This is a genomic window from Azospirillum sp. Marseille-Q6669 (genome assembly GCF_965111635.1).
Genome location: NZ_CBCOOP010000004.1, coordinates 154,386 through 174,240, shown reverse-complemented (window position 1 = coordinate 174,240; position 19,855 = coordinate 154,386). Strand labels below are relative to the sequence as shown.

The window sequence follows — 19,855 nt, the reverse complement described above, 5'->3', positions numbered from 1 at the left end:
TGGGGCTGAAGATATCCGAGGTGACGTGGGTCTTCATCATCACGGTCTTCGGCATCAGTTTCATCAAGGACAAAGGCAGCGTCCCGGTCGAGACCTACCTTCTCGGCGTCTGCATCGCCGCCATGATGGAACTGGTCACGATTCCGCTGTTCGGGCATCTCTCCGACCGCGTCGGCCGACGGCCGATCTACCTGCTCGGGGCCGCTGTCAGCGCCGTCATGGCGTTCCCGTTGTTCGAACTGCTGCAGTCGGGGCAGAGCTGGGTGGTCATCGCCACCATCGTGGTGGCGATGAATCTCGGTCATGGGCTGATGTTCGCTCCGCTGGCCGCTCTCATTCCCGAGCTGTTCGAAACGCGCATCCGCTACAGCGGCTCCTCCTTCGCCTACCAGATGGCGTCGGCCCTGGGCGGGGGTGGAGCGCCCGTGATTGCGACGGCGTTGATGGTCTGGTCGGGAGGCGGCGTCTGGGGACCTGCCGGGAGCGCCGCCGTCCCGGTCGCCGCTCGCGCCCACAGAGCGCGGCCTCCCGGCCGAACACAACGGCGTGCCGCATCGGGAGGGAGCGGCGCTGGCAGCCTGGGCGGCCGATCCCGTCTTGCCGAGCTGACCGCACAATGCACCGCTTTCACCATCGCAGAGCCCGAGGGACATACACCAAGGATTCCGATTTTTACGAGATCGCCCGCGCGCTCCAGCCTTACTTCGACGGCTGGTACGAAGCGGATGTCGAAAAATTGAAAATGGCTTTCCGCGAGTCCTGCCGCTTGACCTGCGTCATCGACGGGAAGCTGGATCAGGATTCCATGCCCAAGGTTTACGAATTCGTCGCCAACCGCCAGAGCCCGTCAAGCCACGGGGAGAAACGACATGACAGGATACTGTCCATTCACAAGTCGAGCCCGGACATCGCCCTTGCGGTGGTTCATCTGTCTATCGAGGCGAAGCTCTTCACCGATTATTTGTTGCTGGTGAAGCTTGAGGGGAACTGGAAGATCGTCTCGAAGCTGTTCAGCTTTTCCAAATTGCCGTAGGGGATCGTGTCGGTAACGTCAACCCTCGCGCCAGCTTGGTCGTGACGGCGGGGCGGCCGTAGAGGATCACCTCTCTTGAGGAGGTGACGAATGCGCTGTCCGCACTGCCGCTCGACCGCGACCGAAGAACGTTCGGACCGGCTCGGTGTTGAATCGCCTGCGCGCCGACGGGCGATCCGTGTCCAGCGGGTCGCCGCTCTGCGCGGCATGCTCGCCGTTGCTTAAATCACGGCCTCGGCTCGCCGGGGCCTCCGCGTCGCCAGCTCAGGCTTGGCGTGACACCTGACGAAGGAAACGGGTTTTTCAGAAAGAAACCAGCATCCTGGCCTGGGCGGTGAGCGTCCCACGGCTGGTTTCCGGCCCATCGGCGAGAGCAACTCCGACATTTACCCCAAGCTGCGGGGTCTGCAGGAGCGTGTAGTCGAGGCCAGCCCCCACCCCCAACCGGCGTCGTGTCGGCCCGCTCGCCGATGCCAGGAAGAGCGTCGTAGTTGTAATTGTGGCCGTACCCCACGTCGGGAAAGGGAAAGGGCGAAACGACATCCTCGACCGGGCCGAATCCGCTGCTCTCAAGATGGCCCAAGGAGGGGAAGGTCGGCAGCCGCGCCTCGCTCCGCAGCACAAAGCCGGTGTCGACACTGCCATTGTTCAATGTGTAACCCCGGGTGGCGTAAAGCCCGCCGATGGCGAACTGCTCGGTTTCTGGCAGCGCCTTTCCGGCTATCTGGCCGGTGAACTCGACAGTCCATGAGGTGACACCCGGCCAGGGCAGGCCGAGCTACGATCTGCGCAAACCCGTGTCCACCAACCCGAGGCGAGATCAAGCCCAGCCTTCAACCTCTGGTCCAGTTCCCTAAACCCATGCACATATTTGTTGAGGGATTTGACGCAAATCAACGCCAACGAATGCCCTCGAAGGTGACGGTCGTCCCATGGAGTTCCGCGTCTTCGGGCGCCCCTTCACACACATGCAGTGAAAAGATAGCGCGATATACCCATTGCTGGCATAGCGAATAGTTGCCTTATAGCTTACACCATCCAGGAGATGTTCTTTGAACCAGATGCGGCAAGTGAGAGTAGGCAGTCTCGCCTGCGGGTTCGGCGAAGATCCTTGGATGGAGCAGAGTGGAGGCCTTGAGGAACGGCTCCAGTCGTTGCATGAGGAGATCCGCGAATGGCCTGGACTGGAGCATCTGCACCGGATCGCCGTGGCGACCTATGATGCCAGGGGCGAGCGGGTCCGGACGTTCGTCCACAGCAACGTCGGCCCACGGCCCCTCGATCCCCTTTCCGGCCGGCTGTGCGATTATCCTCTTCTGCAGACGGTCGCCGAGACGGGACGTCCGTGGATTGACAATGCGATCACGTCGGACCCCGGTTCCACCAGCCCGGGAGGCCGGTTGCTCAAGCAGGGCTTCCGCTCGCGCTACGTGAGCCGTATTCACTGGCAGGGCGATCTGTATGGCTTCCTTTTCTTGAACTCAAGGAAGGAGGGCTTCTTCACCGAATCGATCGTGTCGGCACTGTTGCCGTATCGGCGGGTCATCGGCGTGCTCGTCGCGTCGGAGATGACCAGCACGCGCGCCATGCTGGCGGCCGTGCACACGGCCCTCGAGGTCAGTCATTACCGTGACGAGGAGACCGGTGCTCATCTCAACCGCATGAGCCGCTACGCCCAGCTTGTCGCAGCGGGAATCGCATCGAAGCACGGGCTTTCGGACGAGTTCATCGAATATATTCTCCAGTACGCCCCCCTGCACGATGTCGGCAAGGTGGCGGTGCCGGACAGCATCCTGCTCAAGCCCGGCAAACTGTCGACGGACGAGTTCGAGGTCATGAAAACGCACGTGACCAAGGGCTTGGACATCATCAACGCGATGATTCACGACCACGGCCTTGGCGCCCTGCCGCACGCCGCCATTTTGCGCAATGTGGTGGCCTGTCACCATGAGGCCTTTGACGGCTCCGGCTATCCCAACGGCCTTTCCGGCGTGGCCATTCCACTGGAAGCCCGCATTGTCGCGGTCGCCGACGTGTTCGACGCGCTGACGTCGGAGCGTCCCTACAAGGGAGCGTGGACGAATGATGCCGCGGCGGCTTTCCTCCGGGAGCAGGCGGGCCGGAAGTTCGATCCGGACTGCGTCGCGGCGCTGCTCACGGACATGAGCGCCATCGCGGCCATTCAGCAACAGTTCCGCGATACCCCCTCGAACGGGCTCGTGGCCGGCCGCTGACGCCGGCCGCGGTGCCCCCTTGCCCCCCGGACAAGGGCTCTGGATCACCCGCCTGTGGACGATGCGACAGAACCAGCCAATGGCAGGGCGACGCTGATCGTTGTTCCCGCCCCTGGGCGGGACTCCACCATGATCGGATAGCCGAGATGATCCGCCAGCGTCTTCACGATGAACAGGCCAAGGCCAAGGCCGACGACGTCATCCCCGGCTTCGATGCGGTAGAACTCTTCGAAAATGTCGGCCAGGGAACTCTCCGGGATTCCTCGGCCGGTATCGCAGACGTCGACCCACACCCTGCCGTCGGCAGTGCGGCACACAATCCGGATTTCCCCGCGGTCGGTGTACTTGATGGCGTTGTCGACGAGGTTGTGGAGAATGCGCGACGCAAGCAGCCGGTCCGTGCGCACCGTCACCCCGCCGCCGCTCCCTTCCATGCGCCAGTCGAGCCCCTTGGCTTCGGCGGCCAGATGGAACGTCGCTGTGGCGTGCGTCATCAGATCGTCCAACGGGACGTCTTCGATCCGGACGGTGATCGTGCCGTCGTCCATCCCTACCAAGTCCTGCACGCCATCCATCAGTCGCTTCACCACGCCCAGGCAGTGCTTCATCGTCGACACGTAGATTTCTCCGCGGGCTGTGACCCGGGACGACAGGGCGTGGGTGGCGAGGGTCAGGGCATGGACCGGTTGGCGCAGGTCATGGTTCAACGTCGCAAGGAGCCGGGTGCGCGCCGCGTTGGCCCGCGCCAGTTCCTTGGCCTGTGTCCGTGCGGCTTCGGCCGTCTCCTGCAACGATTCAAGCAGGCGGACGTTGGACAGCGCCAGGGCCGCCGATCGGGCGATCGCCAGCAGGAGGGTGACGGTGCCCGTGTCGGGCGTGTGCCGCGTCGCCCAATACGCACCAATGGCGGCGATGGGCTCGGGCGCGCCGACCGGCACCATGACAAGGCTCCGCACGAATGTGGGGCGATAGGCTTCGTGTGGGATGCGTGGATCGGCGTAGATGTCCGGAATGACCGCCGGTTGTCCGGTCAGCATAGCCCAGCCGGAGATGCACGTGCCCATGGGGAACCGCTGCCCCTTCCACAGCGGACTGATCGCGTCCTCCTCGACGTAATGGCACAGGTCGCCGTCGCGCAGCACGATGGTGATGCCGTCGGCGCCGGTCAGGCGGCGCGCCGCCGTCCGCAGGACGGAGACCACGGTCGGCAGGTCACGGGCAAAGAACAGGCGTTCGTTGAGATCGACGATCGCGGTCAGATGGTCGGCGTCGCGCAGGGCGGACGGTTGCAGGGCATCGGTGTCGGCAGCAGGCATCAGCCACGGTTCCCAGGCGGTTCGTCACGCCAACAGTCCTTGGCATGAAGAAGTGTACGAGCGCTTCGTAGCCCGAAATATAGCGCATGGAAGCCGCTTCCGCAGCAGGAACTCCACCGCCATCAATGGCTGATGCCCGGACGATCGCAACCTTTGGAGGTCGGTCCGGTTCCGAGGACAGTGCCGGAACCGGTTGAATTGGCGGATGGTTGAATCGCCATGACAGCACGGAGGCAATCCATGGCGGAGGCTCTCAGCAACCGAACCATCGACATCGTCAAGGCCACGGTTCCCGCTCTGGAGAAAGGCGGCACCGCGGTCACCGACCGCATGTATCAGCGATTGTTCCGCACCCCGGAAATCCGTGACCTGTTCAATCAATCCCATCATGGCGAGACCGGGTCGCAGTCCAAGGCGCTGACGGCGGCGATCATCGCCTATGGCCGCAACATCGACAATCTGGGTGTGTTGGCCTCGCGGGTGGAGCGGATCACGCAGAAGCATGTCGGGCTGAACATCCTGCCCGAACATTACCCCTATGTCGCCGATGCCCTGCTGGGCGCTATCAAGGACGTTCTGGGCGATGCCGCGACCGAGGACGTCCTCGACGCGTGGGGCGAGGCCTACTGGTTTCTGGCCGACGTGTTGAAAGCGCGGGAGGCCAGCATCTACGCCGGGCTCGCCACGGCGCCGGGCGGCTGGAACGGCTGGCGCGACTTCACGGTGGAGAGCGTGACGCCGGAGAGCGACATCATCCGCTCCTTCATCCTGGTTCCGGCAGACGGGCGCGGTGTGATCCGCCACCGTCCCGGTCAGTATCTGACCTTTGCGCTGGATGTGCCGGGAGCCGGTGCGCTGAAGCGCAACTATTCCATCTCCTCCGCTCCGGATTCCCGGTCCTACCGCATCAGCGTCAAGCGGGAGGTGGGCTCGGGCAGGCCGGCGGGTCTGGCCTCCAACTGGCTGCACGATCACGCCAAGCCGGGCACAACGCTGAAGGTGGCGCCCCCGGCCGGCGAATTCTTCCTCGACGAGGCGTCCGCCGGGCCGGTCGTGCTGCTGAGCGGTGGGGTCGGGCTGACCCCGATGATGAGCATGCTGGAGACCATTGCCGGTTCCGGCGGTGGCCGGCCGACATGGTACATTCACGGCGCCGAGAACGGCCGCGTCCACGCGATGCGCGATCATTCCCGGGCGCTCGCCGCTCAGGCTCGCAACATCACGCTGCGCACCTATTACAACGCCCCTGAGCCGGCCGACGTTCAGGGGCGCGACTACGATGAACGGGGTTTCATCAGCATGGATTGGATCGTCGCCAACACGCCGACGCAGGAGGCGGCCTACTATCTGTGTGGCCCTCGACCGTTCCTGCGCGCTATGGTCGGCGGCCTCGCCGGCCGGGGCGTGCCATTGGGCAGCATCCACTACGAGTTTTTCGGCCCGGCGGATGAATTGCTTGCCGCATGAGTTTTCAAGGCGTGCGCCGATTCATTCCAGGGGAACGTCAACGGCGCGGCGCGTTCCTGTCGTATGTTTGCTGTCATGCGCTTTGGTTTTGTAAGGAGTCGAAAGAATGCCTCGAAATCCACGGCGCTTTTCTTTCCTGCGAAAGCATAACCTGGTGGCGTTCCTCTTGACCCACCTTGCGATCGGGGTGGTGGCAGGGGTTGTCGTTTGCCTCGGCCTTCTCGCGTTGGATGTCGCCAGTCTCCGTACACTGCTCCTTGGCTCCGAATACTGGTTGATCGGTTTCATTCTGCTCTTCGGCTCGGTTTGCGGAACGTTCGGCGGTGTGGCGATGGCGGTCGCCGTGATGAATCTGGGCGACTGGTCCGATCACCCGGATCGGGATTACTGACACGCCCCTGGCATCGTCAGGGACCGCCCCGGCTGCAACGGCAGGCGGGCCGTGGTGTTTCGCAACTCTTTGCAAGCCATACACCCCCGTCGCCTCCTCACTCTCACAGGCTATTTATTGGAGTTGTGACAAAAGCAAGCAAAATACAAAAAAACAGGGCGTTGCCCTTTCTTCAAATTCTTGACGACCGTCAAGTAATCGGGGCGTGAAATCCGGGATGTTGGCTTCGGAAGCAACACTCGCCCTGGATTGCATCATGAAAACCAAGACCTTCCTCGCCACCGTCAGCGCCGCCGCCCTCATCGCCCTGTCGGGGATCGGCGCCGCATCGGCCACCACGCTGTACGCCGAGCCGAAGGTCAAGGAGCCGACGGTCGACATCGTCCAGGACCCCGCGGCGGTCCCGGCGCCGGAAGCGGCGGGCACGCGCGCGCCCAAGACCCACAATGTCGTGCTGACCACGACCGAGGTCGAAGCCAGGCTGGATGACGGCACGACCTACACCTACTGGACGTTCAACAACAAGGTCCCCGGCCCGATGGTCCGCGTCCGTGTCGGCGACACGGTGAACGTGTCCATGACGAACGCGCCCGGATCGATCATGAACCATTCCATTGATTTCCACGCGGCCACCGGTTTCCTTGGCGGCGGACAGATCACCCAGGCGGAGCCGGGCCAGACCAAGGAATTCTCGTTCAAGGCGATGGCGCCGGGCGTCTACGTCTATCACTGCGCCACCCCGATGGTCGCCCAGCACATCGCCAAGGGCATGTTCGGCCTGATCGTGGTGGAGCCCGAAGGCGGCCTGCCGAAGGTCGACAAGGAATTCTACGTGATGCAGCAGGAGATCTACGCCACCAAGGCGAAGAACCTGCCGGCGGCGGAGGACGACTACGACGGCCTGGTCAACGAGAAGCCCGGCTATCTGGTGTTCAACGGCGCCGTGGGTGGGCTGGTGAAGGACAAGCCGCTGAAGGCCAGTGTGGGCGAAACCGTGCGCATCTGGTTCGGTGTCGGTGGGCCGAACTTCACCTCGTCGTTCCATGTCATCGGCGAGATCTTCGATCGCGTCCACAATCTCGGTGCCCTGGACACGCCGCCGCTGAAGAACGTGCAGACGGTCACGGTGGCGCCGGGCGGGGCGACGATGGTGGAGTTCAAGGTCGACTATCCGGGCAAGTACGCCTTGGTCGACCACGCTCTGAGCCGCGCCACCAAGGGGCTCATCGGCATTCTGGAAGTCGATGGCAAGGCGGACGACAGCGTCATCCTCGACAAGAGCGGCGACTCCCGCAAGCATCTCGGTGAGATGAAGCATTGATCCCACCCCGGTGGGATGCGCAGGGGGAGGGTGGGGGGCGAGACCCTTGCCTTCCTCCGTTGGGCATTTCCCGCTTGCCACGGGTGCTTGGCCGTGCCGTTTGCGCGAGGACAAAGAGGCCCGCGCATCATCGTGGCATGATCCGGTTATGACCTTTCCATCCTTTTATGATGCGGCGCCGCGGCTCGTCGTGTGCGATCCGCTCAGCGCGTTCCTCGGCGCGGCCGAGGACGGCCTGCTTGAGTATGGCTATGCCGATGCGGTGCGGCTGGCCGGCCATTCCTGCCCGACCGTCGCGGGCGCTTACCTGATGACCGTACGGTCACTGGAGCGTCTGTATCCCGATGAGGTGCCCGAGCGCGGGGCCGTTGCGGTGTCTGTTCGCGAGGCCGCCGCCGAAGGCGTGGCCGGTGTGATGGCAAGCGTCGCCACGCTGCTGACCGGAGCGACGGAGAGCACCGGCTTCAAAGGCATCGCTGGACGCTTCGACCGCCGGAACCTCCTGTCCTTCGGGGTCGGCATTCAAGGGACGATGGCCTTCGTCCGCATGGACACGGGAGCGGGAGTGCAAGCGACGCTCGACAGCGGCGTCGTGCCGGTCGATCCGGCGATGCCCGGCCTTCTGCAGCGCCTGTTGTCCCACGCGGCATCCCCGGACGAAGCGGCACAGTTCCGCATCCTGTGGCAGGAGCGGGTCCGACGCATGCTGGTGGACCACGCCGACGATCCTCGACTGGTCAGGCTTGCCGCTTGGAATGGCCGACCCGACGCGTGACCCCCTTTCAAAAGACTTCGGACATGCACACCGACAGCAAGACCGGCCAACTCCTGCACGATGATCATCACCGGGCCATCGACCTTCTGAACGCGTTCGAAGCCTACCTGGAGCGCACCACGGAAGACGACATCCCACATCTGGACGTGGACGGTCGCGTTCTGCTCGCCTCCCTTGGCAAGGAGTTGGGCCAGGACCTCGAACGGCATTTCCTCCTGGAAGAGCAGTGGCTCTTTCCGCCCATTGCCGCCGCTGGCGCTTACGAGATGACGGCCGACCTCTCGACCGACCACGAGGCCCTGCGCCCGCTCGTCCGCCGCATCACCCGGTTGTGTGCCCTGGCTCTGCGTGAGGGGTTCGATGAGGAAAGCTGGCCGGTCTTCCGCCATTTCGGGCAGCAATTGATCGAGGGCCTCGTCCTGCACATTCAAAAGGAAGAGACCGCACTGCTCAGTGCCGTTGACGCCGTGCTCACGCCAGCACAGGACGCTTCCCTTGCACGGGCTTACCGTTGTGGGGAAGAGGCGCTTGGCGGCGCGGATGAACGCGCATCATCGCCGCAGGTTTAGGACGGGCATTCAGCGGCAGGTTCAGCGGCAGATCGGTCGCGGCCAACGTGCGCCGGTGTTCCGAACCGCATCAAGCCGGATTCATCGGCTCGGTGGGCGGGGCGGGTTTGTCCTCGGGTTCCGCCGGCGCGGCGGGCACGGGCTCGTCCTCCTGCTCGTCCGGAAGACGACCGAGGCAGGACCCGTCGGGGCGTGCGAAGGGAGACGAGGGCGGGGGTGCGGACCGCTGGGGCTTCATGGTGATTCCTCCCTTCCTGTCAGAACACCGTTCACGCCGCATCATCGCGACGGCGTGAAAGCCTGCCGGTGAGGCGGCATCCATTTGCGGGCATGAGTCCCGCGCGCCGACGCCGGCCGGGACGGGACGGGACGGGACGGGACGGGATTTTATTGGGCGTCGGCGCCTTGTTGAGAATTCCCTGTCACCTCGTCAGAGCCGAGGATGGCCCGCAGGCCTTCGAACGCGGTTTCGAGAACGCTGACATCAGGCTCCGCCGGGTGAACGGCGTAGATGGGCAAACTGAACGGGTGCGCTTCGGGAACGACTTCCCCCACCCCCTGGTCGAGCATGGGCTGGACCAGACTCCGTGGGAAATGCCCGGTTCCCCCGCATTGCCTGACATAGTCCAGCCCGAGCGTGCCGACGCCGATCGACAAGGGTGTGGACAGAAGCTCCGGATTTCGCAAACGGATGCTGCGCTGGAATTCGTCGCTCCAGTCGATGAGGACGTAGTGGTCGCCACCGGCGCTCGGAGCGGGGCGAACCCTCACAAGGACCAAATCCTCTTCCAGCAGCAGGCGCACCGCGAGGCCCGGCACGGCGCGCGGCGAATAGAGGACCGCGAGATCGAGCGTCCCGTCGCGAAGGCGCTGGAGCAGATCGTCCGCCAACCCGACCTCGCACCGCAGGGCGATGTCTTCGGCATTCCGCCGCATCCAGGGAATCCAACGGTTCAGCATCCGGTTCCACAGACCGGCCTCGCTGCCGATGCGCAGCAGGGCGCGATGCCCGATGGGAAGCGCGGCCTCCTGCCGGGCCTGCTCCCAGAGGCGGAGCATGGCGATGGCATGACGCTGGAACCGGATCCCGGCCGCAGTGAGCATCGCGCCGTTCTTGTTGCGCACAAACAGCTGGCAACCCAGCTGATCCTCCAATTGCCGGATGCGCGTGCTGACCGTCGATTGCGTGACGTGCAGCCGCTCCGCCGCCGCGACGAAGCTTCCAGCCGTGGCCGCTTCAAGGAAAGTGCGGGCCGTTTCCATGTCCATGCGACGTCCCCCACGAGAAATTGTATCGGATAATGCGATGCAATCCATCGAATAAATTCGCTTTTGCTATGTGTAGGCGCGACCTAGGCTCTGTGCAACCGTGTTACGAGCCGTCGGGCATGGCGCCTGTGATCCTCCCATTCCAGAACGGGACTGGAGTCCGCGCGCCCTGCGCCGGGCGGCCCCGACCGGGCATCGCCGACCGGGCCGCTATGACGTCGGCCGTCCGGCCGCTCCCGCCGTGCGACGTCGACAGGGTCTTGCGCATGACCGATCTCGCGATCAGCACCACGCTATCCATACCCGGGGCCGGACGGACGGACGGCGACGCGGCCTCGTACGACGCCGGAGACGCCGCGGTGCGGATGTTCATCCGGGCATCCCTGTTCTGGTGTGTGGCCGGGCTGGCAATGGGCCTGTGGGTTGCCCTTCTGCTGGTCGCTCCGACGCTCAACCTCGGGCTGGAATGGACCAGCTTCGGCCGCGTCCGGCCGATCCACACCACTCTGATCGTCTATGCCTTCACCGGGAACGCGCTGATCGGCTCGTCCTTCTTCGTGGCGCAACGGACCTGCCGAACCGCCCTATGGGGAAGCCGTGAACTGCACCAGCTGCTGTTCGGGTGCTATCAGATATTCGTCCTCCTGGCGGTGTCCGGCTACGTGATGGGCGCCACCCAGAGCAAGGAGTACGCGGAGTTCGAGTGGTACACCGACCTGTTCCTGCTCGGTGTGTGGCTGCTCTACGCGACGATCCTGGTCCGGACGATCCTGCAGCGGCGGGAGAGGCACATTTATGTGGCCCTGTGGTTCTACCTGTCCTTCGTCATCGTCGTCGGCATGGTGCACACGCTGAACAATCTGGCCGTGCCCGTCTCCTTTACCGGAGCGAAGAGCTACCCGTTGCTGTCCGGCGTGCAGGACGCGATGGTGCAGTGGTGGTTCGGGCACAACATCGTCGGCTTCTTCCTGACCGCCGGTGTCGTCGGCATGATGTATTATTTCGTGCCGAAACAGGCGGAGCGGCCGGTCTATTCGTACCGCCTGTCGATCGTGCACTTCTGGTCGCTGGTGTTCATCTACATCTGGGCCGGCCCGCACCACCTGCACTACACGGCCCTGCCGGACTGGGCGCAGACGCTGGGCATGACCTTCTCGATCATGCTGTGGATGCCGTCCTGGGGCGGCATGATCAACGGCATCATGACCCTGTCGGGTGCCTGGGACAAGCTGCGCACCGACCCGGTCCTGCGCTTCCTCGTGACGTCGGTGGCCTTCTACGGCATGTCGACCTTCGAGGGTCCGCTGATGGCCATCAAGCCGGTGAACGCCCTGTCGCATTACACCGACTGGACGGTCGGCCATGTGCATTCCGGCGCGCTCGGCTGGGTGGCCTTCATGGTGTTCGGCTCCCTCTACCACCTCGTCCCGCGGCTCTGGGGGCGGGAGCGCCTGTACTCCATGGCGCTGGTCAGCCTGCATTTCTGGACGGCGAGCGTGGGCATTCTGCTCTACATCGCCGCCATGTGGGTGTCGGGCATCATGCAGGGTCTGATGTGGCGCGCCTACGACACCCTCGGCTTTCTCCAATATTCGTTCGTCGAGACGGTCACGGCCACGCACCCCTTCCACGTCATCCGCGCAGCCGGCGGCGCCCTGTTTCTCGCGGGCGCGCTCATGATGGTCTACAACCTGGTGCGCACCATGCGTGGCAATGTGGCGAGCGAGCCCGGACGGACAAGCCGCGCCGCGAACCTTCGGGCGGCGGCGCGCTGACGCGCGCCATCGGGACAGGCCAGGAGTGGCCGAACAGCCGGACCACGGCACGCAGCAAAGGATGCCGAGCATGGACAATGGGAAATCCCCGCAGACGATCGCCGCCGCCAACGGCATCGGGAGCGACGCGCAGTACGGCGCGGTGACACCGCCGATTCACCTGTCGACCACCTACCGGTTTCCCGGCTTTGAGAAGCCCGGACCATACGATTACTCGCGAACGGCCAACCCGACGCGCGATCTGCTCGCCGATACCCTCGCCCAACTGGAGGGCGGCGCCGGTGCGGTGGTCACGGCCACCGGCATGGCTGCCGTCAGCCTGCTGCTGGCGACGCTTGACCCTGGCGATCTGGTGATCGCTCCACACGATTGCTACGGCGGAACCCATCGCCTGCTTTCGATGCGAGCGGCGAAAGGGCATTTCGAGGTGGCGTTCGTCGATCTGAACGAGACGGCAGGTTTCGCCGAGGCTCTTCGACGCCGTCCGGCCCTCATCCTGATCGAAACACCGAGCAATCCGTTGATGCGCATCACCGACATCGCCAAGCTGGCCGAACAGGGCAAGGCGGCGGGAGCCAAAGTCGCCGTCGACAACACCTTCCTTTCGCCCGCGCTCCAGCGCCCCCTGGCGCTTGGGGCCGACTTCGTCACCCATTCAACGACCAAGTACCTCAACGGCCATTCCGATGTCGTGGGGGGAGCTGTCATTGCCGCGCACACGCAGGATCTGAACCACCTCAAGGATTGGGCGAACGCGATGGGCCTCACAGGGTCGCCCTTCGACGCGTACCTGACGTTGCGTGGCTTGAGAACGCTGTTCCCACGGCTGGAGCACCAGCAGCGCACCGCCTTTGCGGTGGCCGGTTTTCTCGATCGTCATCCGTGCGTGGAGACCGTGCATTATCCAGGCCTGCCGTCTCACCCCGGCCGCGCCATCGCGGAGCGCCAGCAACGAGGTTTCGGCGCCATGCTGAGTTTCAACATCAAAGGTGGAGCGGACGGCGCACGCCGTTTCGTGGAAGCGGTGAAGGTGTTCACGCTCGCCGAGTCACTTGGCGGCATCGAAAGCCTCGTCGCTCATCCGGCGACGATGACGCACGCGAGCATGGGGATCGAGGCGCGGCGAGCGGCGGGCATCGACGACAGCCTGTTGCGCTTGTCCATCGGATTGGAGGGGGAAGGTGACTTGCTCACAGATTTGGATCAAGCCCTGCGGACGGTCGCTCCGCTGCTTGGTCGCAGTTCCATGTAATCGCAAGGTTGGGCTCTGTTGCAGCGTTTTCGCCATAGCGGAAACCGTGAAAACCCTGGCCTCTATGGGTGGGTTGGGGAAAGGCGATGCGGCCTGAACCGCTACAGATGTCCTGAAAGTCATTTGGACCGCGTAACGCCAGACGGCCCGAGGATACTGACAACGGTGGATCAGCGGAGCCTCAGGGACCGGTGCGGCCGTGGGCCACACGGAAGCAGTGCTCTGCGTGCCGACGGCAGGTTTCGGCTTCAACGGAATCGTCGGATCGCTCGGCGTCGCCGGCGCGGGCGAGCCACTGGACGTGCTTCTGCTGGGCGGATCCGTTCACCTTTGGGTGCGCTCGCGCCGGGGCTCCCGTCACGGCTTGCCGTTGGATTGCTTTTCCGAACCGTGGCTGCCCCAGGCGGTGGTCGGCCGATACCGCCGGCCCTGTGCCTCGCACCAGGTGCAGCTCGGCACCAGAGCGCTCAGCTCGACTTTGCTCAATTGCGCCGGAAAGCAAGCGGCCTGAATGAGGCGGTTGAGCCCAGCGCCGAGGAGTTTCGCGCTCTCCCCGCCCAGCGTTGACGGCGAGAAAGTCGTCTCGCTCCAGAGCCGGAAGCGGACCGCGGCCAGGGCGCCCGCTTCGACGCGGACTTGAAGGAGCGTGGCTACTTCGCACTTGGTGGCCAGATCATCGACGCCTCCATCGTGGAAACGCCCCGGCCGCGGCTGACCTGGGAGGAGAAGCGCCGGATCCGTGACGGTGAAGCCCCCCCCTGGCCGCCGGCCAAGGCGCGCCAAAAGGACACGCAGGCGCGCTGGGCGGTGAAACGAGGGCGGGTCGAGGCGAAGCCGGGGCCGACGCTCGACGGGTCCGAAGTGCGCCTCGTGGAGGGGCTTCCGATCGCGGCCTTCGGCGACAAGTCGCACATCACCATCGACCGCCGGTTCCACCTGATCCGGCGCTTCATCGTCACCGACGCGGCGCGGCGCGACGGCGCCCGACTGCCGGGCCTGCTCGATCCCGACTCCTTCGACAGCCGGGTGTGGGCGGACGGCGCCTGCCGCTCGAAGGCCAACGAAGCGGCCATCGTGGCGGGCCGCCGCCGCAGGGTGCATTTCCGCAAGCCGAAGGGCCGGCCGATGCCGGGGCTGCTTACGGTCCGCTGGTTTCTTTATTCTTCTTCGCTTGATCCTTCTTCGCTTGATCGTGATGCCACTTGATGGCGAAGAACATGCCCGTTCCTAACACGATAATCTTGAACGGAAAGAAGACTAGAGGGAACCAATCATACATTTTGAACATCTCCAAGCTATGACACTATCTATCGTCAGGGGAACCTGACGCCAGTCGGGTCGAGCGCGAGTCTTTGTCTGAGGGTAGGGTCACAGGCGACTGGGTTGGCGCGGCTGTTACGAAACGGGCTTCCTCTGCCTTGTAGAAGTGCTGGCTGGCCACCAGCCAACCCGTCAACGGCCGCAAGGGCGGAACACAGGTCAGCAACAGGAACGGCAGGGTCGTGACGAGGTGCACCCAGTAAGGGGGCTCAAACTGTGCCTCGATCCAGAGCGCCAGGATGACCGCGGGAATGCAGACGGAGCAGATGACGGAGAAGGCGGGGCCGTCAGCCGGATCGGCGTAGGAGTAGTCCAAGCCACAGACCTCGCAGTGCGGGCGCAGCCTCAGGAAGCCGCTGAACCGATGACTCTGGCCGCAGCGTGGGCAGCGACCACGCAGGCCGGTGCTGAGAGGGGGAAGAGGCGGCCATTCCTGTTCGGATGACATCGCGTGTTCCTTCGGGAGGCAATAGCAAGCAATGCCTGCATGCAATGTGTGATCGTATGCTCCGGTGAGACCGACAGTGTCAACTTGAATGCATCCAATATGCCTTTGGAATTCATACGGCCATGGAAGACATGACAGGTGCCTCGGCCAGAAGGTTGGCCACTTGCCGCAATGTCTCGCGCAGGCCCTGGCGGTTCTTCGGGGCGCCGAGCGCGACACGGACAGGGGTGTTGCGCTCGGGCAGTGTCGGTGTCGGTGTTGATAAGTGCGGTGGTTACCCGCCCGCGACGTCGAGGCGTTTCCATTCAGCAACGAGGTCGCGCGCCACGGCGCCGACGTCGCGGGCGGTACGTCCCGGCTTGTAAAGAGTGGTGCCGAAGCCGAAGCCATCGGCTCCGGCGGCGCGGTACTCGGCCATGTCGTTGAGCCCGACGCCGCCGAATGCCAGAAGCCGGCTTCCCAGCGGAAGCACCGCTCGGACATCCGTGAGGTAGGCGGCGCCAAGGCGGGCCGCCGGAAAGATCTTCAGCACGCGCGCGCCGTGGCGCGAAGCGACCAGCGCTTCCGTGGGCGTCAGGCAACCGATCACCGGGACGCGGTCGGCGCGGACGGCGGCGTCGATTACCGCGGGCTCGGTGTTTGGGGTGACGATCATCTCGCCACCAACCGCGTTTACACGCTCTACGTCCGCAGCGGTCAAAACGGTGCCCGCTCCGATGCACACCCCGGGAAACCGCCGGGCGGCAAGTTTGCCGATGCTGATCAAGGCATCGGGTGAGTTGAGCGGGATTTCGATGAGCGTGACCCCAGCCTCGACCACCGCGTCGAACACCGGATCCGCTTCCTCAGGCGTTATGCCCCGCAGCACGGCGATCAGCGGCATCGCCTTGAAGGCCTGTTCAAACGCTTGCGCGATGTCCTTCATGATCCTCATCACTCCTAAAAAAAAGCCGCGTCGGCTTCACTGGTCTGAATCCGCGAGTCTCAACGCGGCGGTTGCGTTGCTGCTTCAGATGACCACACCGGCCAGAGCCGGACTCTGGTCGAGCGCTTCCGCAAGGATGTCCAGGACACGCTGCGTGTCGGCGCGGTCGGCTGGCGCCCCCAAGCAGATGCGCAGCGCTTCTGGAACCGGCTCGGCAACGGCAAAGGTGTCGCTGACCACGGTCGCGATGCCGCGGGTGCGCAGGTGTGTCGCAAACTCGCCGCGCGTCCACGCCGCGGGCAGGCGGAGCCACAGATGGAAGCCTTCGGGGTGCGCCGCATAGCTTCCTGGCGGAAGTGTGGCTTTTGCCATGTGCTGACGGGCCACCGCTTCCGCACGAACAGCGCCGAGCAGTCGATCGGCGGTTCCATCGCTGATCCACCGGGTGGCGATCATCGCCAAGATGGGCGGCGTGGCCAGCATCGTCGCCCGTTGCGCTCCAATCACCCGCATTGCTTGCCGGGCGTCGGGAGCGGCGATGTAGGTGATGCGCAGCCCGGGGGCGACGCATTTGGCAAGGCCGGCCACGTGGTAGGTCAATTCAGGCGCGAGGGCGGCGATGGGCGGCATGCCGATCTCCGGAAGAACACCATAGATGTCGTCCTCGATGATCGGCACGTTGTGTTCACGCGCAACGGCCACGATCGCCTGCCGCCGCTCCAAGGACATCGTCGCCGTGGTCGGATTGTGCAGCGTCGGCGTGCAGTACAGGACCCTTGGGGCATGCGCGGAGAACGCCGCTTTCAGCGCTTCCGGATCGAGCCCCTGGTCGTCCATGGCCACGCCGACCACCCGTAGGCCGATTTGTTGCGCAAGCGCCTTGAAGCCCGGATAGGTCAGAGCTTCCGCACACACGGTGTCACCGGAGCGTGCCAACGCGGTCAACAGGCAGAGCAGCGCGCTTTGCGTGCCGGGGCAGAGGACGATGCGATCCCCGGACAGATCCGGCAGACGCCGGCCAAGCCATCGGACCCCCGCATCGCGATCCCTTAGGCTCGCTCCCACATCGGGATAGCGCAAAACCGTCCGTGGGTCGGTCTGCAAGATCGCCTCGGCCATGCCTTGGCGGACGCTTTCCAACAACTCCGGCGAGTCCGGCAGCGGCGGCTGGTTCATCGTCATATCGACAAAGACGCCGAAGGCATTGGCGCTGCGTTCAGCACGCGCCGGCACGGGCGCCGACGGGCGGACAAAGGTCCCCAGCCCGACACGGGCGTCGAGCAAACCGCGGTGCCCGGCTTCCTTGTAAGCGCGGGTGACGGTGGTCAAGTCAAGGCCCAAATGCTCGGCAAGAGCACGCTGTGGTGGCAACCGCTGGCCGGGCGCAAGGCGGCCGCTGCGAATGTCGTCCGCGATCGCGTCGGCGATGGCCAAGTAGACGGGCTTGTCCTTGGTCCTGATTTCGGGCGCCCAATCCTTGTGTTCCGCGTGCATGATCTTCCTTATGGGCCGTGTGGCGTACAGCTCTGACATCCAACGGCACCCTATGACGGTCGAGCGACGTCCACGCAAGAAGGCTTCCAACGGCCCAGGGGAACGCGGTTTGGGGCTCCATGCGGAAGCGGTGCGGCACCTGGGACCCTAGTCTACACAAGCGGAACAAGCCGATCGGGCCGTGATGACGCGAGCCACCAAGTGGCATCCGCAGCAGCCGTCAGCCTCTTACCGGGTCAAGCGCACCAGGATCGCCAAGTTGATCCATGACGCGACCACGATGATGAAGACAGCCACGTCCGGGCTTGCGAGCAGGACGCCGACGTACCCGACCACACCCACCAGCAAAAGGACTAGCGCCCGGAGCGTTACCCGGTGATCTTCCATGACTGTTTCTCCGTTGTGCGCCTGATAATCGCCTTGGGCGTCGGAGGCGCAAAGTGGCTCTGCCCGCTGGAGGTCGCTGAGTTTTGCTGGTGCCGGATCACTTTTCCGTGCTTTGCGCCAGACGCCCTTCTGCAGCTTTGTGCACGTATTGCGAACTCACGATCCACCCCTTGAAAGGCGGCAAAAGGGCCAAGCAGCCGCCCAGCAGCATCGGCAGGGTGGTGATGAAATGCACCCAAACGGACGGTTCGTATTGGATTTCGAGCCATCCCGCGAACGCCACCACCGGAAAGCTGACGATCGACATGACGAAGAATGCCGGGCCGTCCGCCGGGTCCGCGAAGGACAGGTCCAGACCACACGCGGTGCAGCGTGGGGCCAGTTTCAAGAAACCTTGGAAAATGCTTCCCTTTCCACAGCGCGGACACCGTCCGCAGATGCCCGTCTTGACGGGGGGTAGAGCGGGGTAGTGTTGCTCGGTCATTGCGGTTCTCCTCATCAGCGTCCAATGATCCGCCAAGCGCGTCTGTGCATCGTTTGGGGTGAGCAGGGGCGTCGCCGGACGCCCACCCCCCGCGATGGCGCGGTCAGGCCGCACGCTGGCCTACCTGCAGATTCAGCGATGTCCACACGTCGAGCAGGGCGTCGACGAGGCGCGCCATCTCGGCGTCGCTGTGCAGCGGGGTGGGGGTGAAGCGCAGGCGCTCGCCGCCGCGCGGCACGGTCGGGTAGTTGATCGGCTGGACGTAGATGTCGTGGCGTTCCATCAGCTCGTCCGAGGCGCGCTTGCAGCGGTGGGCGTCGCCGACCATCACCGGAACGATGTGGCTGGCCGACGGCATCACCGGCAGGCCGGCCTCGGCCATCAGCCGCTTCAGCGTCGCCGCGCGCTCCTGGTGCCGGTCGCGCTCGCTCTGGCTGGTCTTCAGGTAGCGGATGCTGGCCAGCGCTCCGGCGGCGAGAACCGGCGACAGGGAGGTTGAGAAGATGAAGCCGGCGGCGAAGCTGCGGATGCAGTCGACCAGCGCGGTGGAGCCGGTGATGTAGCCGCCCTGGACGCCGAACGCCTTGCCCAGCGTGCCCTCGATGATGGTCAGCCGGTCCATGGCGCCGTCGCGCTCCGCCACGCCGCCGCCGCGCGGGCCGTACATGCCGACCGCGTGCACCTCGTCCAGATAGGTCATGGCGCCGTGCTTGTCGGCGACGTCGCACAGGTCATGGATCGGGGCGACGTCGCCGTCCATGGAATAGACGCTCTCGAAGGCCACGACCTTCGGGCGGTCCGGGGCGATCTGCGAGAGCAGCTCGTCCAGGTGCCTGGGGTCGTTGTGGCGGAAGATGTGCTTCTCGGCGCCGCTGTTGCGGATGCCGGTGATCATCGAATTGTGGTTCAGCGCGTCGGACAGGATCACGCAGTTGGGCAGCAGCTTGCCCAGCGTCCCCAGCGTCGCGTCGTTGGACACGTAGCCGGAGGTGAACAGCAGAGCCGCCTCCTTCCGGTGGAGGTCGGCCAGCTCGCGCTCCAGCAGCACGTGGTAGATGTTGGTGCCGGAGATGTTGCGCGTGCCGCCCGCACCCGCACCCACCCCGTCGATGGCGTCGTGCATCGCCTTCAGGACGACCGGGTTCTGGCCCATGCCCAGATAGTCGTTGGAGCACCAGACGGTGACCTCCCGCTCCTTCCCGGCGGCGTCGCGGAAGGTGGCTTTCGGAAAGTTCCCCGCTTGCCGTTCGAGGTTGGCGAAGACCCGGTAGCGGCCATCCTGTTTCAGGCTGGCGATCTGGGTGCGGAAAAAGCTCTCGTGTGGCATTGGAGTTTATATCCTTGCCAGGGGAAAGGGAGACGGTTCAGGGCGTGCGGCTCGCCATGGTGTCGAGG

At 64.7% G+C, this 19,855-nt stretch carries 22 protein-coding genes; 11 read left to right on the top strand and 11 right to left on the bottom strand.

The features are described from left to right. Positions 1 to 20 precede the first annotated feature (20 nt). The gene (locus tag ACWPXE_RS22250; protein ID WP_454019532.1) at positions 21 to 740 is read left to right on the top strand and encodes an MFS transporter; all 720 of its coding nucleotides are present in this window, start codon (positions 21 to 23) and stop codon (positions 738 to 740) included. Beyond that, complete coding sequence (locus ACWPXE_RS22245) at positions 680 to 1,033, top strand: nuclear transport factor 2 family protein (protein ID WP_454020050.1); 354 nt, start codon at positions 680 to 682, stop codon at positions 1,031 to 1,033. The genes ACWPXE_RS22250 and ACWPXE_RS22245 overlap by 61 nt, the downstream gene beginning before the upstream one ends. A 226-nt stretch (positions 1,034 to 1,259) precedes the next feature. Here the strand turns inward: ACWPXE_RS22245 and ACWPXE_RS22240 are convergent, their stop codons facing one another. After that, the gene (locus ACWPXE_RS22240) at positions 1,260 to 1,742 is read right to left on the bottom strand and encodes a hypothetical protein (protein WP_454020049.1); all 483 of its coding nucleotides are present in this window, start codon (positions 1,740 to 1,742) and stop codon (positions 1,260 to 1,262) included. Between the two features lie 406 nt (positions 1,743 to 2,148). On the opposite strand from ACWPXE_RS22240, the gene ACWPXE_RS22235 reads away from it, so the two are divergent. Beyond that, entirely contained in the window at positions 2,149 to 3,267 is a 1,119-nt protein-coding gene (locus tag ACWPXE_RS22235) for an HD-GYP domain-containing protein (RefSeq protein WP_454019531.1), read from the top strand. Positions 3,268 to 3,311: 44 nt separating this feature from the next. Here ACWPXE_RS22235 and ACWPXE_RS22230 read toward each other — a convergent pair whose 3' ends face one another. Beyond that, positions 3,312 to 4,583: a sensor histidine kinase gene (locus ACWPXE_RS22230; RefSeq protein WP_454019530.1), complete on the bottom strand. Its 1,272-nt coding sequence runs from the start codon at positions 4,581 to 4,583 to the stop codon at positions 3,312 to 3,314. 240 nt (positions 4,584 to 4,823) lie between these two features. Between ACWPXE_RS22230 and hmpA the strand changes: the two genes are divergently transcribed. The 5 genes from hmpA to ACWPXE_RS22205 all read left to right on the top strand — a co-directional run bounded on the left by hmpA (position 4,824) and on the right by ACWPXE_RS22205 (position 9,106). Beyond that, the gene (hmpA, locus tag ACWPXE_RS22225; RefSeq protein ID WP_454019529.1) at positions 4,824 to 6,050 is read left to right on the top strand and encodes an NO-inducible flavohemoprotein; all 1,227 of its coding nucleotides are present in this window, start codon (positions 4,824 to 4,826) and stop codon (positions 6,048 to 6,050) included. 106 nt (positions 6,051 to 6,156) lie between these two features. Further along, positions 6,157 to 6,441: a hypothetical protein gene (locus ACWPXE_RS22220; RefSeq protein ID WP_237907148.1), complete on the top strand. Its 285-nt coding sequence runs from the start codon at positions 6,157 to 6,159 to the stop codon at positions 6,439 to 6,441. Between the two features lie 256 nt (positions 6,442 to 6,697). Continuing rightward, the gene (nirK, locus tag ACWPXE_RS22215) at positions 6,698 to 7,762 is read left to right on the top strand and encodes a copper-containing nitrite reductase (RefSeq protein ID WP_454019466.1); all 1,065 of its coding nucleotides are present in this window, start codon (positions 6,698 to 6,700) and stop codon (positions 7,760 to 7,762) included. Between the two features lie 148 nt (positions 7,763 to 7,910). Next, a complete protein-coding gene (locus ACWPXE_RS22210; RefSeq protein ID WP_454019528.1) occupies positions 7,911 to 8,537 on the top strand; it encodes a hypothetical protein in 627 nt (208 codons plus the stop codon). Positions 8,538 to 8,560: 23 nt separating this feature from the next. Further along, positions 8,561 to 9,106: a hemerythrin domain-containing protein gene (locus tag ACWPXE_RS22205; protein ID WP_454019527.1), complete on the top strand. Its 546-nt coding sequence runs from the start codon at positions 8,561 to 8,563 to the stop codon at positions 9,104 to 9,106. 70 nt (positions 9,107 to 9,176) lie between these two features. On the opposite strand, the gene ACWPXE_RS22200 is transcribed toward ACWPXE_RS22205, so the two are convergent. Together ACWPXE_RS22200 and ACWPXE_RS22195 are read right to left on the bottom strand one after the other, a co-directional pair. Continuing rightward, on the bottom strand, positions 9,177 to 9,344 hold the full coding sequence (locus ACWPXE_RS22200) for a hypothetical protein (protein ID WP_174436163.1): 168 nt from the start codon (positions 9,342 to 9,344) through the stop codon (positions 9,177 to 9,179). Between the two features lie 149 nt (positions 9,345 to 9,493). Then, positions 9,494 to 10,375: a LysR family transcriptional regulator gene (locus ACWPXE_RS22195; RefSeq protein ID WP_454019526.1), complete on the bottom strand. Its 882-nt coding sequence runs from the start codon at positions 10,373 to 10,375 to the stop codon at positions 9,494 to 9,496. 365 nt (positions 10,376 to 10,740) lie between these two features. On the opposite strand from ACWPXE_RS22195, the gene ccoN reads away from it, so the two are divergent. Together ccoN and metB are read left to right on the top strand one after the other, a co-directional pair. Continuing rightward, on the top strand, positions 10,741 to 12,150 hold the full coding sequence (ccoN, locus tag ACWPXE_RS22190) for a cytochrome-c oxidase, cbb3-type subunit I (RefSeq protein ID WP_454020048.1): 1,410 nt from the start codon (positions 10,741 to 10,743) through the stop codon (positions 12,148 to 12,150). A 25-nt stretch (positions 12,151 to 12,175) separates the two neighbouring features. Further along, positions 12,176 to 13,402 (top strand): cystathionine gamma-synthase, encoded by a 1,227-nt coding sequence (gene metB, locus ACWPXE_RS22185; protein WP_454019525.1) that lies wholly within the window; start codon positions 12,176 to 12,178, stop codon positions 13,400 to 13,402. Between the two features lie 181 nt (positions 13,403 to 13,583). On the opposite strand, the gene ACWPXE_RS22180 is transcribed toward metB, so the two are convergent. Beyond that, positions 13,584 to 13,730, bottom strand: a complete 147-nt coding sequence (locus ACWPXE_RS22180; protein WP_454019524.1) for a DUF4167 domain-containing protein — start codon at positions 13,728 to 13,730, stop codon at positions 13,584 to 13,586. 308 nt (positions 13,731 to 14,038) lie between these two features. Between ACWPXE_RS22180 and ACWPXE_RS22175 the strand changes: the two genes are divergently transcribed. After that, the gene (locus ACWPXE_RS22175; RefSeq protein WP_454019523.1) at positions 14,039 to 14,608 is read left to right on the top strand and encodes a hypothetical protein; all 570 of its coding nucleotides are present in this window, start codon (positions 14,039 to 14,041) and stop codon (positions 14,606 to 14,608) included. A 97-nt stretch (positions 14,609 to 14,705) separates the two neighbouring features. Here ACWPXE_RS22175 and ACWPXE_RS22170 read toward each other — a convergent pair whose 3' ends face one another. From ACWPXE_RS22170 to hemA, 6 genes are all read right to left on the bottom strand, one after another. Next, positions 14,706 to 15,170 (bottom strand): DUF983 domain-containing protein, encoded by a 465-nt coding sequence (locus ACWPXE_RS22170; RefSeq protein ID WP_454019522.1) that lies wholly within the window; start codon positions 15,168 to 15,170, stop codon positions 14,706 to 14,708. A 274-nt stretch (positions 15,171 to 15,444) separates the two neighbouring features. Further along, positions 15,445 to 16,095, bottom strand: coding sequence for a 2-dehydro-3-deoxy-6-phosphogalactonate aldolase (locus ACWPXE_RS22165; protein ID WP_454019521.1), 651 nt, complete (start codon positions 16,093 to 16,095; stop codon positions 15,445 to 15,447). An 84-nt stretch (positions 16,096 to 16,179) separates the two neighbouring features. Continuing rightward, a complete protein-coding gene (locus ACWPXE_RS22160) occupies positions 16,180 to 17,628 on the bottom strand; it encodes an aminotransferase-like domain-containing protein (RefSeq protein WP_454019520.1) in 1,449 nt (482 codons plus the stop codon). 189 nt (positions 17,629 to 17,817) lie between these two features. Then, positions 17,818 to 17,976: a sugar tyrosine-protein kinase gene (locus ACWPXE_RS22155; protein WP_237907140.1), complete on the bottom strand. Its 159-nt coding sequence runs from the start codon at positions 17,974 to 17,976 to the stop codon at positions 17,818 to 17,820. 97 nt (positions 17,977 to 18,073) lie between these two features. Then, entirely contained in the window at positions 18,074 to 18,460 is a 387-nt protein-coding gene (locus tag ACWPXE_RS22150; RefSeq protein ID WP_454019519.1) for a DUF983 domain-containing protein, read from the bottom strand. A gap of 103 nt (positions 18,461 to 18,563) precedes the next feature. Further along, positions 18,564 to 19,787 carry a 5-aminolevulinate synthase gene (gene hemA, locus ACWPXE_RS22145; protein ID WP_454019518.1) on the bottom strand — a complete coding sequence of 408 codons (1,224 nt, stop codon included), beginning with the start codon at positions 19,785 to 19,787 and terminating at the stop codon, positions 18,564 to 18,566. Between the last annotated feature and the right edge of the window lie 68 nt (positions 19,788 to 19,855).

Excerpts from the sequence above, each read along its gene's own strand:
- ACWPXE_RS22155 (WP_237907140.1), bottom strand. The coding sequence starts at position 17,976 with ATGGAAGATCACCGGGTAACGCTCCGGGCGCTAGTCCTTTTGCTGGTG.
- ACWPXE_RS22205 (WP_454019527.1), top strand. The coding sequence starts at position 8,561 with ATGCACACCGACAGCAAGACCGGCCAACTCCTGCACGATGATCATCAC.
- ACWPXE_RS22220 (WP_237907148.1), top strand. The coding sequence starts at position 6,157 with ATGCCTCGAAATCCACGGCGCTTTTCTTTCCTGCGAAAGCATAACCTG.
- hmpA (WP_454019529.1), top strand. The coding sequence starts at position 4,824 with ATGGCGGAGGCTCTCAGCAACCGAACCATCGACATCGTCAAGGCCACG.
- ACWPXE_RS22195 (WP_454019526.1), bottom strand. The coding sequence starts at position 10,375 with ATGGACATGGAAACGGCCCGCACTTTCCTTGAAGCGGCCACGGCTGGA.
- ccoN (WP_454020048.1), top strand. The coding sequence starts at position 10,741 with ATGTTCATCCGGGCATCCCTGTTCTGGTGTGTGGCCGGGCTGGCAATG.
- ACWPXE_RS22230 (WP_454019530.1), bottom strand. The coding sequence starts at position 4,583 with ATGCCTGCTGCCGACACCGATGCCCTGCAACCGTCCGCCCTGCGCGAC.
- ACWPXE_RS22210 (WP_454019528.1), top strand. The coding sequence starts at position 7,911 with ATGACCTTTCCATCCTTTTATGATGCGGCGCCGCGGCTCGTCGTGTGC.
- ACWPXE_RS22235 (WP_454019531.1), top strand. The coding sequence starts at position 2,149 with ATGGAGCAGAGTGGAGGCCTTGAGGAACGGCTCCAGTCGTTGCATGAG.
- ACWPXE_RS22150 (WP_454019519.1), bottom strand. The coding sequence starts at position 18,460 with ATGACCGAGCAACACTACCCCGCTCTACCCCCCGTCAAGACGGGCATC.
- ACWPXE_RS22200 (WP_174436163.1), bottom strand. The coding sequence starts at position 9,344 with ATGAAGCCCCAGCGGTCCGCACCCCCGCCCTCGTCTCCCTTCGCACGC.
- ACWPXE_RS22160 (WP_454019520.1), bottom strand. The coding sequence starts at position 17,628 with ATGTCAGAGCTGTACGCCACACGGCCCATAAGGAAGATCATGCACGCG.
- ACWPXE_RS22170 (WP_454019522.1), bottom strand. The coding sequence starts at position 15,170 with ATGTCATCCGAACAGGAATGGCCGCCTCTTCCCCCTCTCAGCACCGGC.
- ACWPXE_RS22165 (WP_454019521.1), bottom strand. The coding sequence starts at position 16,095 with ATGAAGGACATCGCGCAAGCGTTTGAACAGGCCTTCAAGGCGATGCCG.
- hemA (WP_454019518.1), bottom strand. The coding sequence starts at position 19,787 with ATGCCACACGAGAGCTTTTTCCGCACCCAGATCGCCAGCCTGAAACAG.
- nirK (WP_454019466.1), top strand. The coding sequence starts at position 6,698 with ATGAAAACCAAGACCTTCCTCGCCACCGTCAGCGCCGCCGCCCTCATC.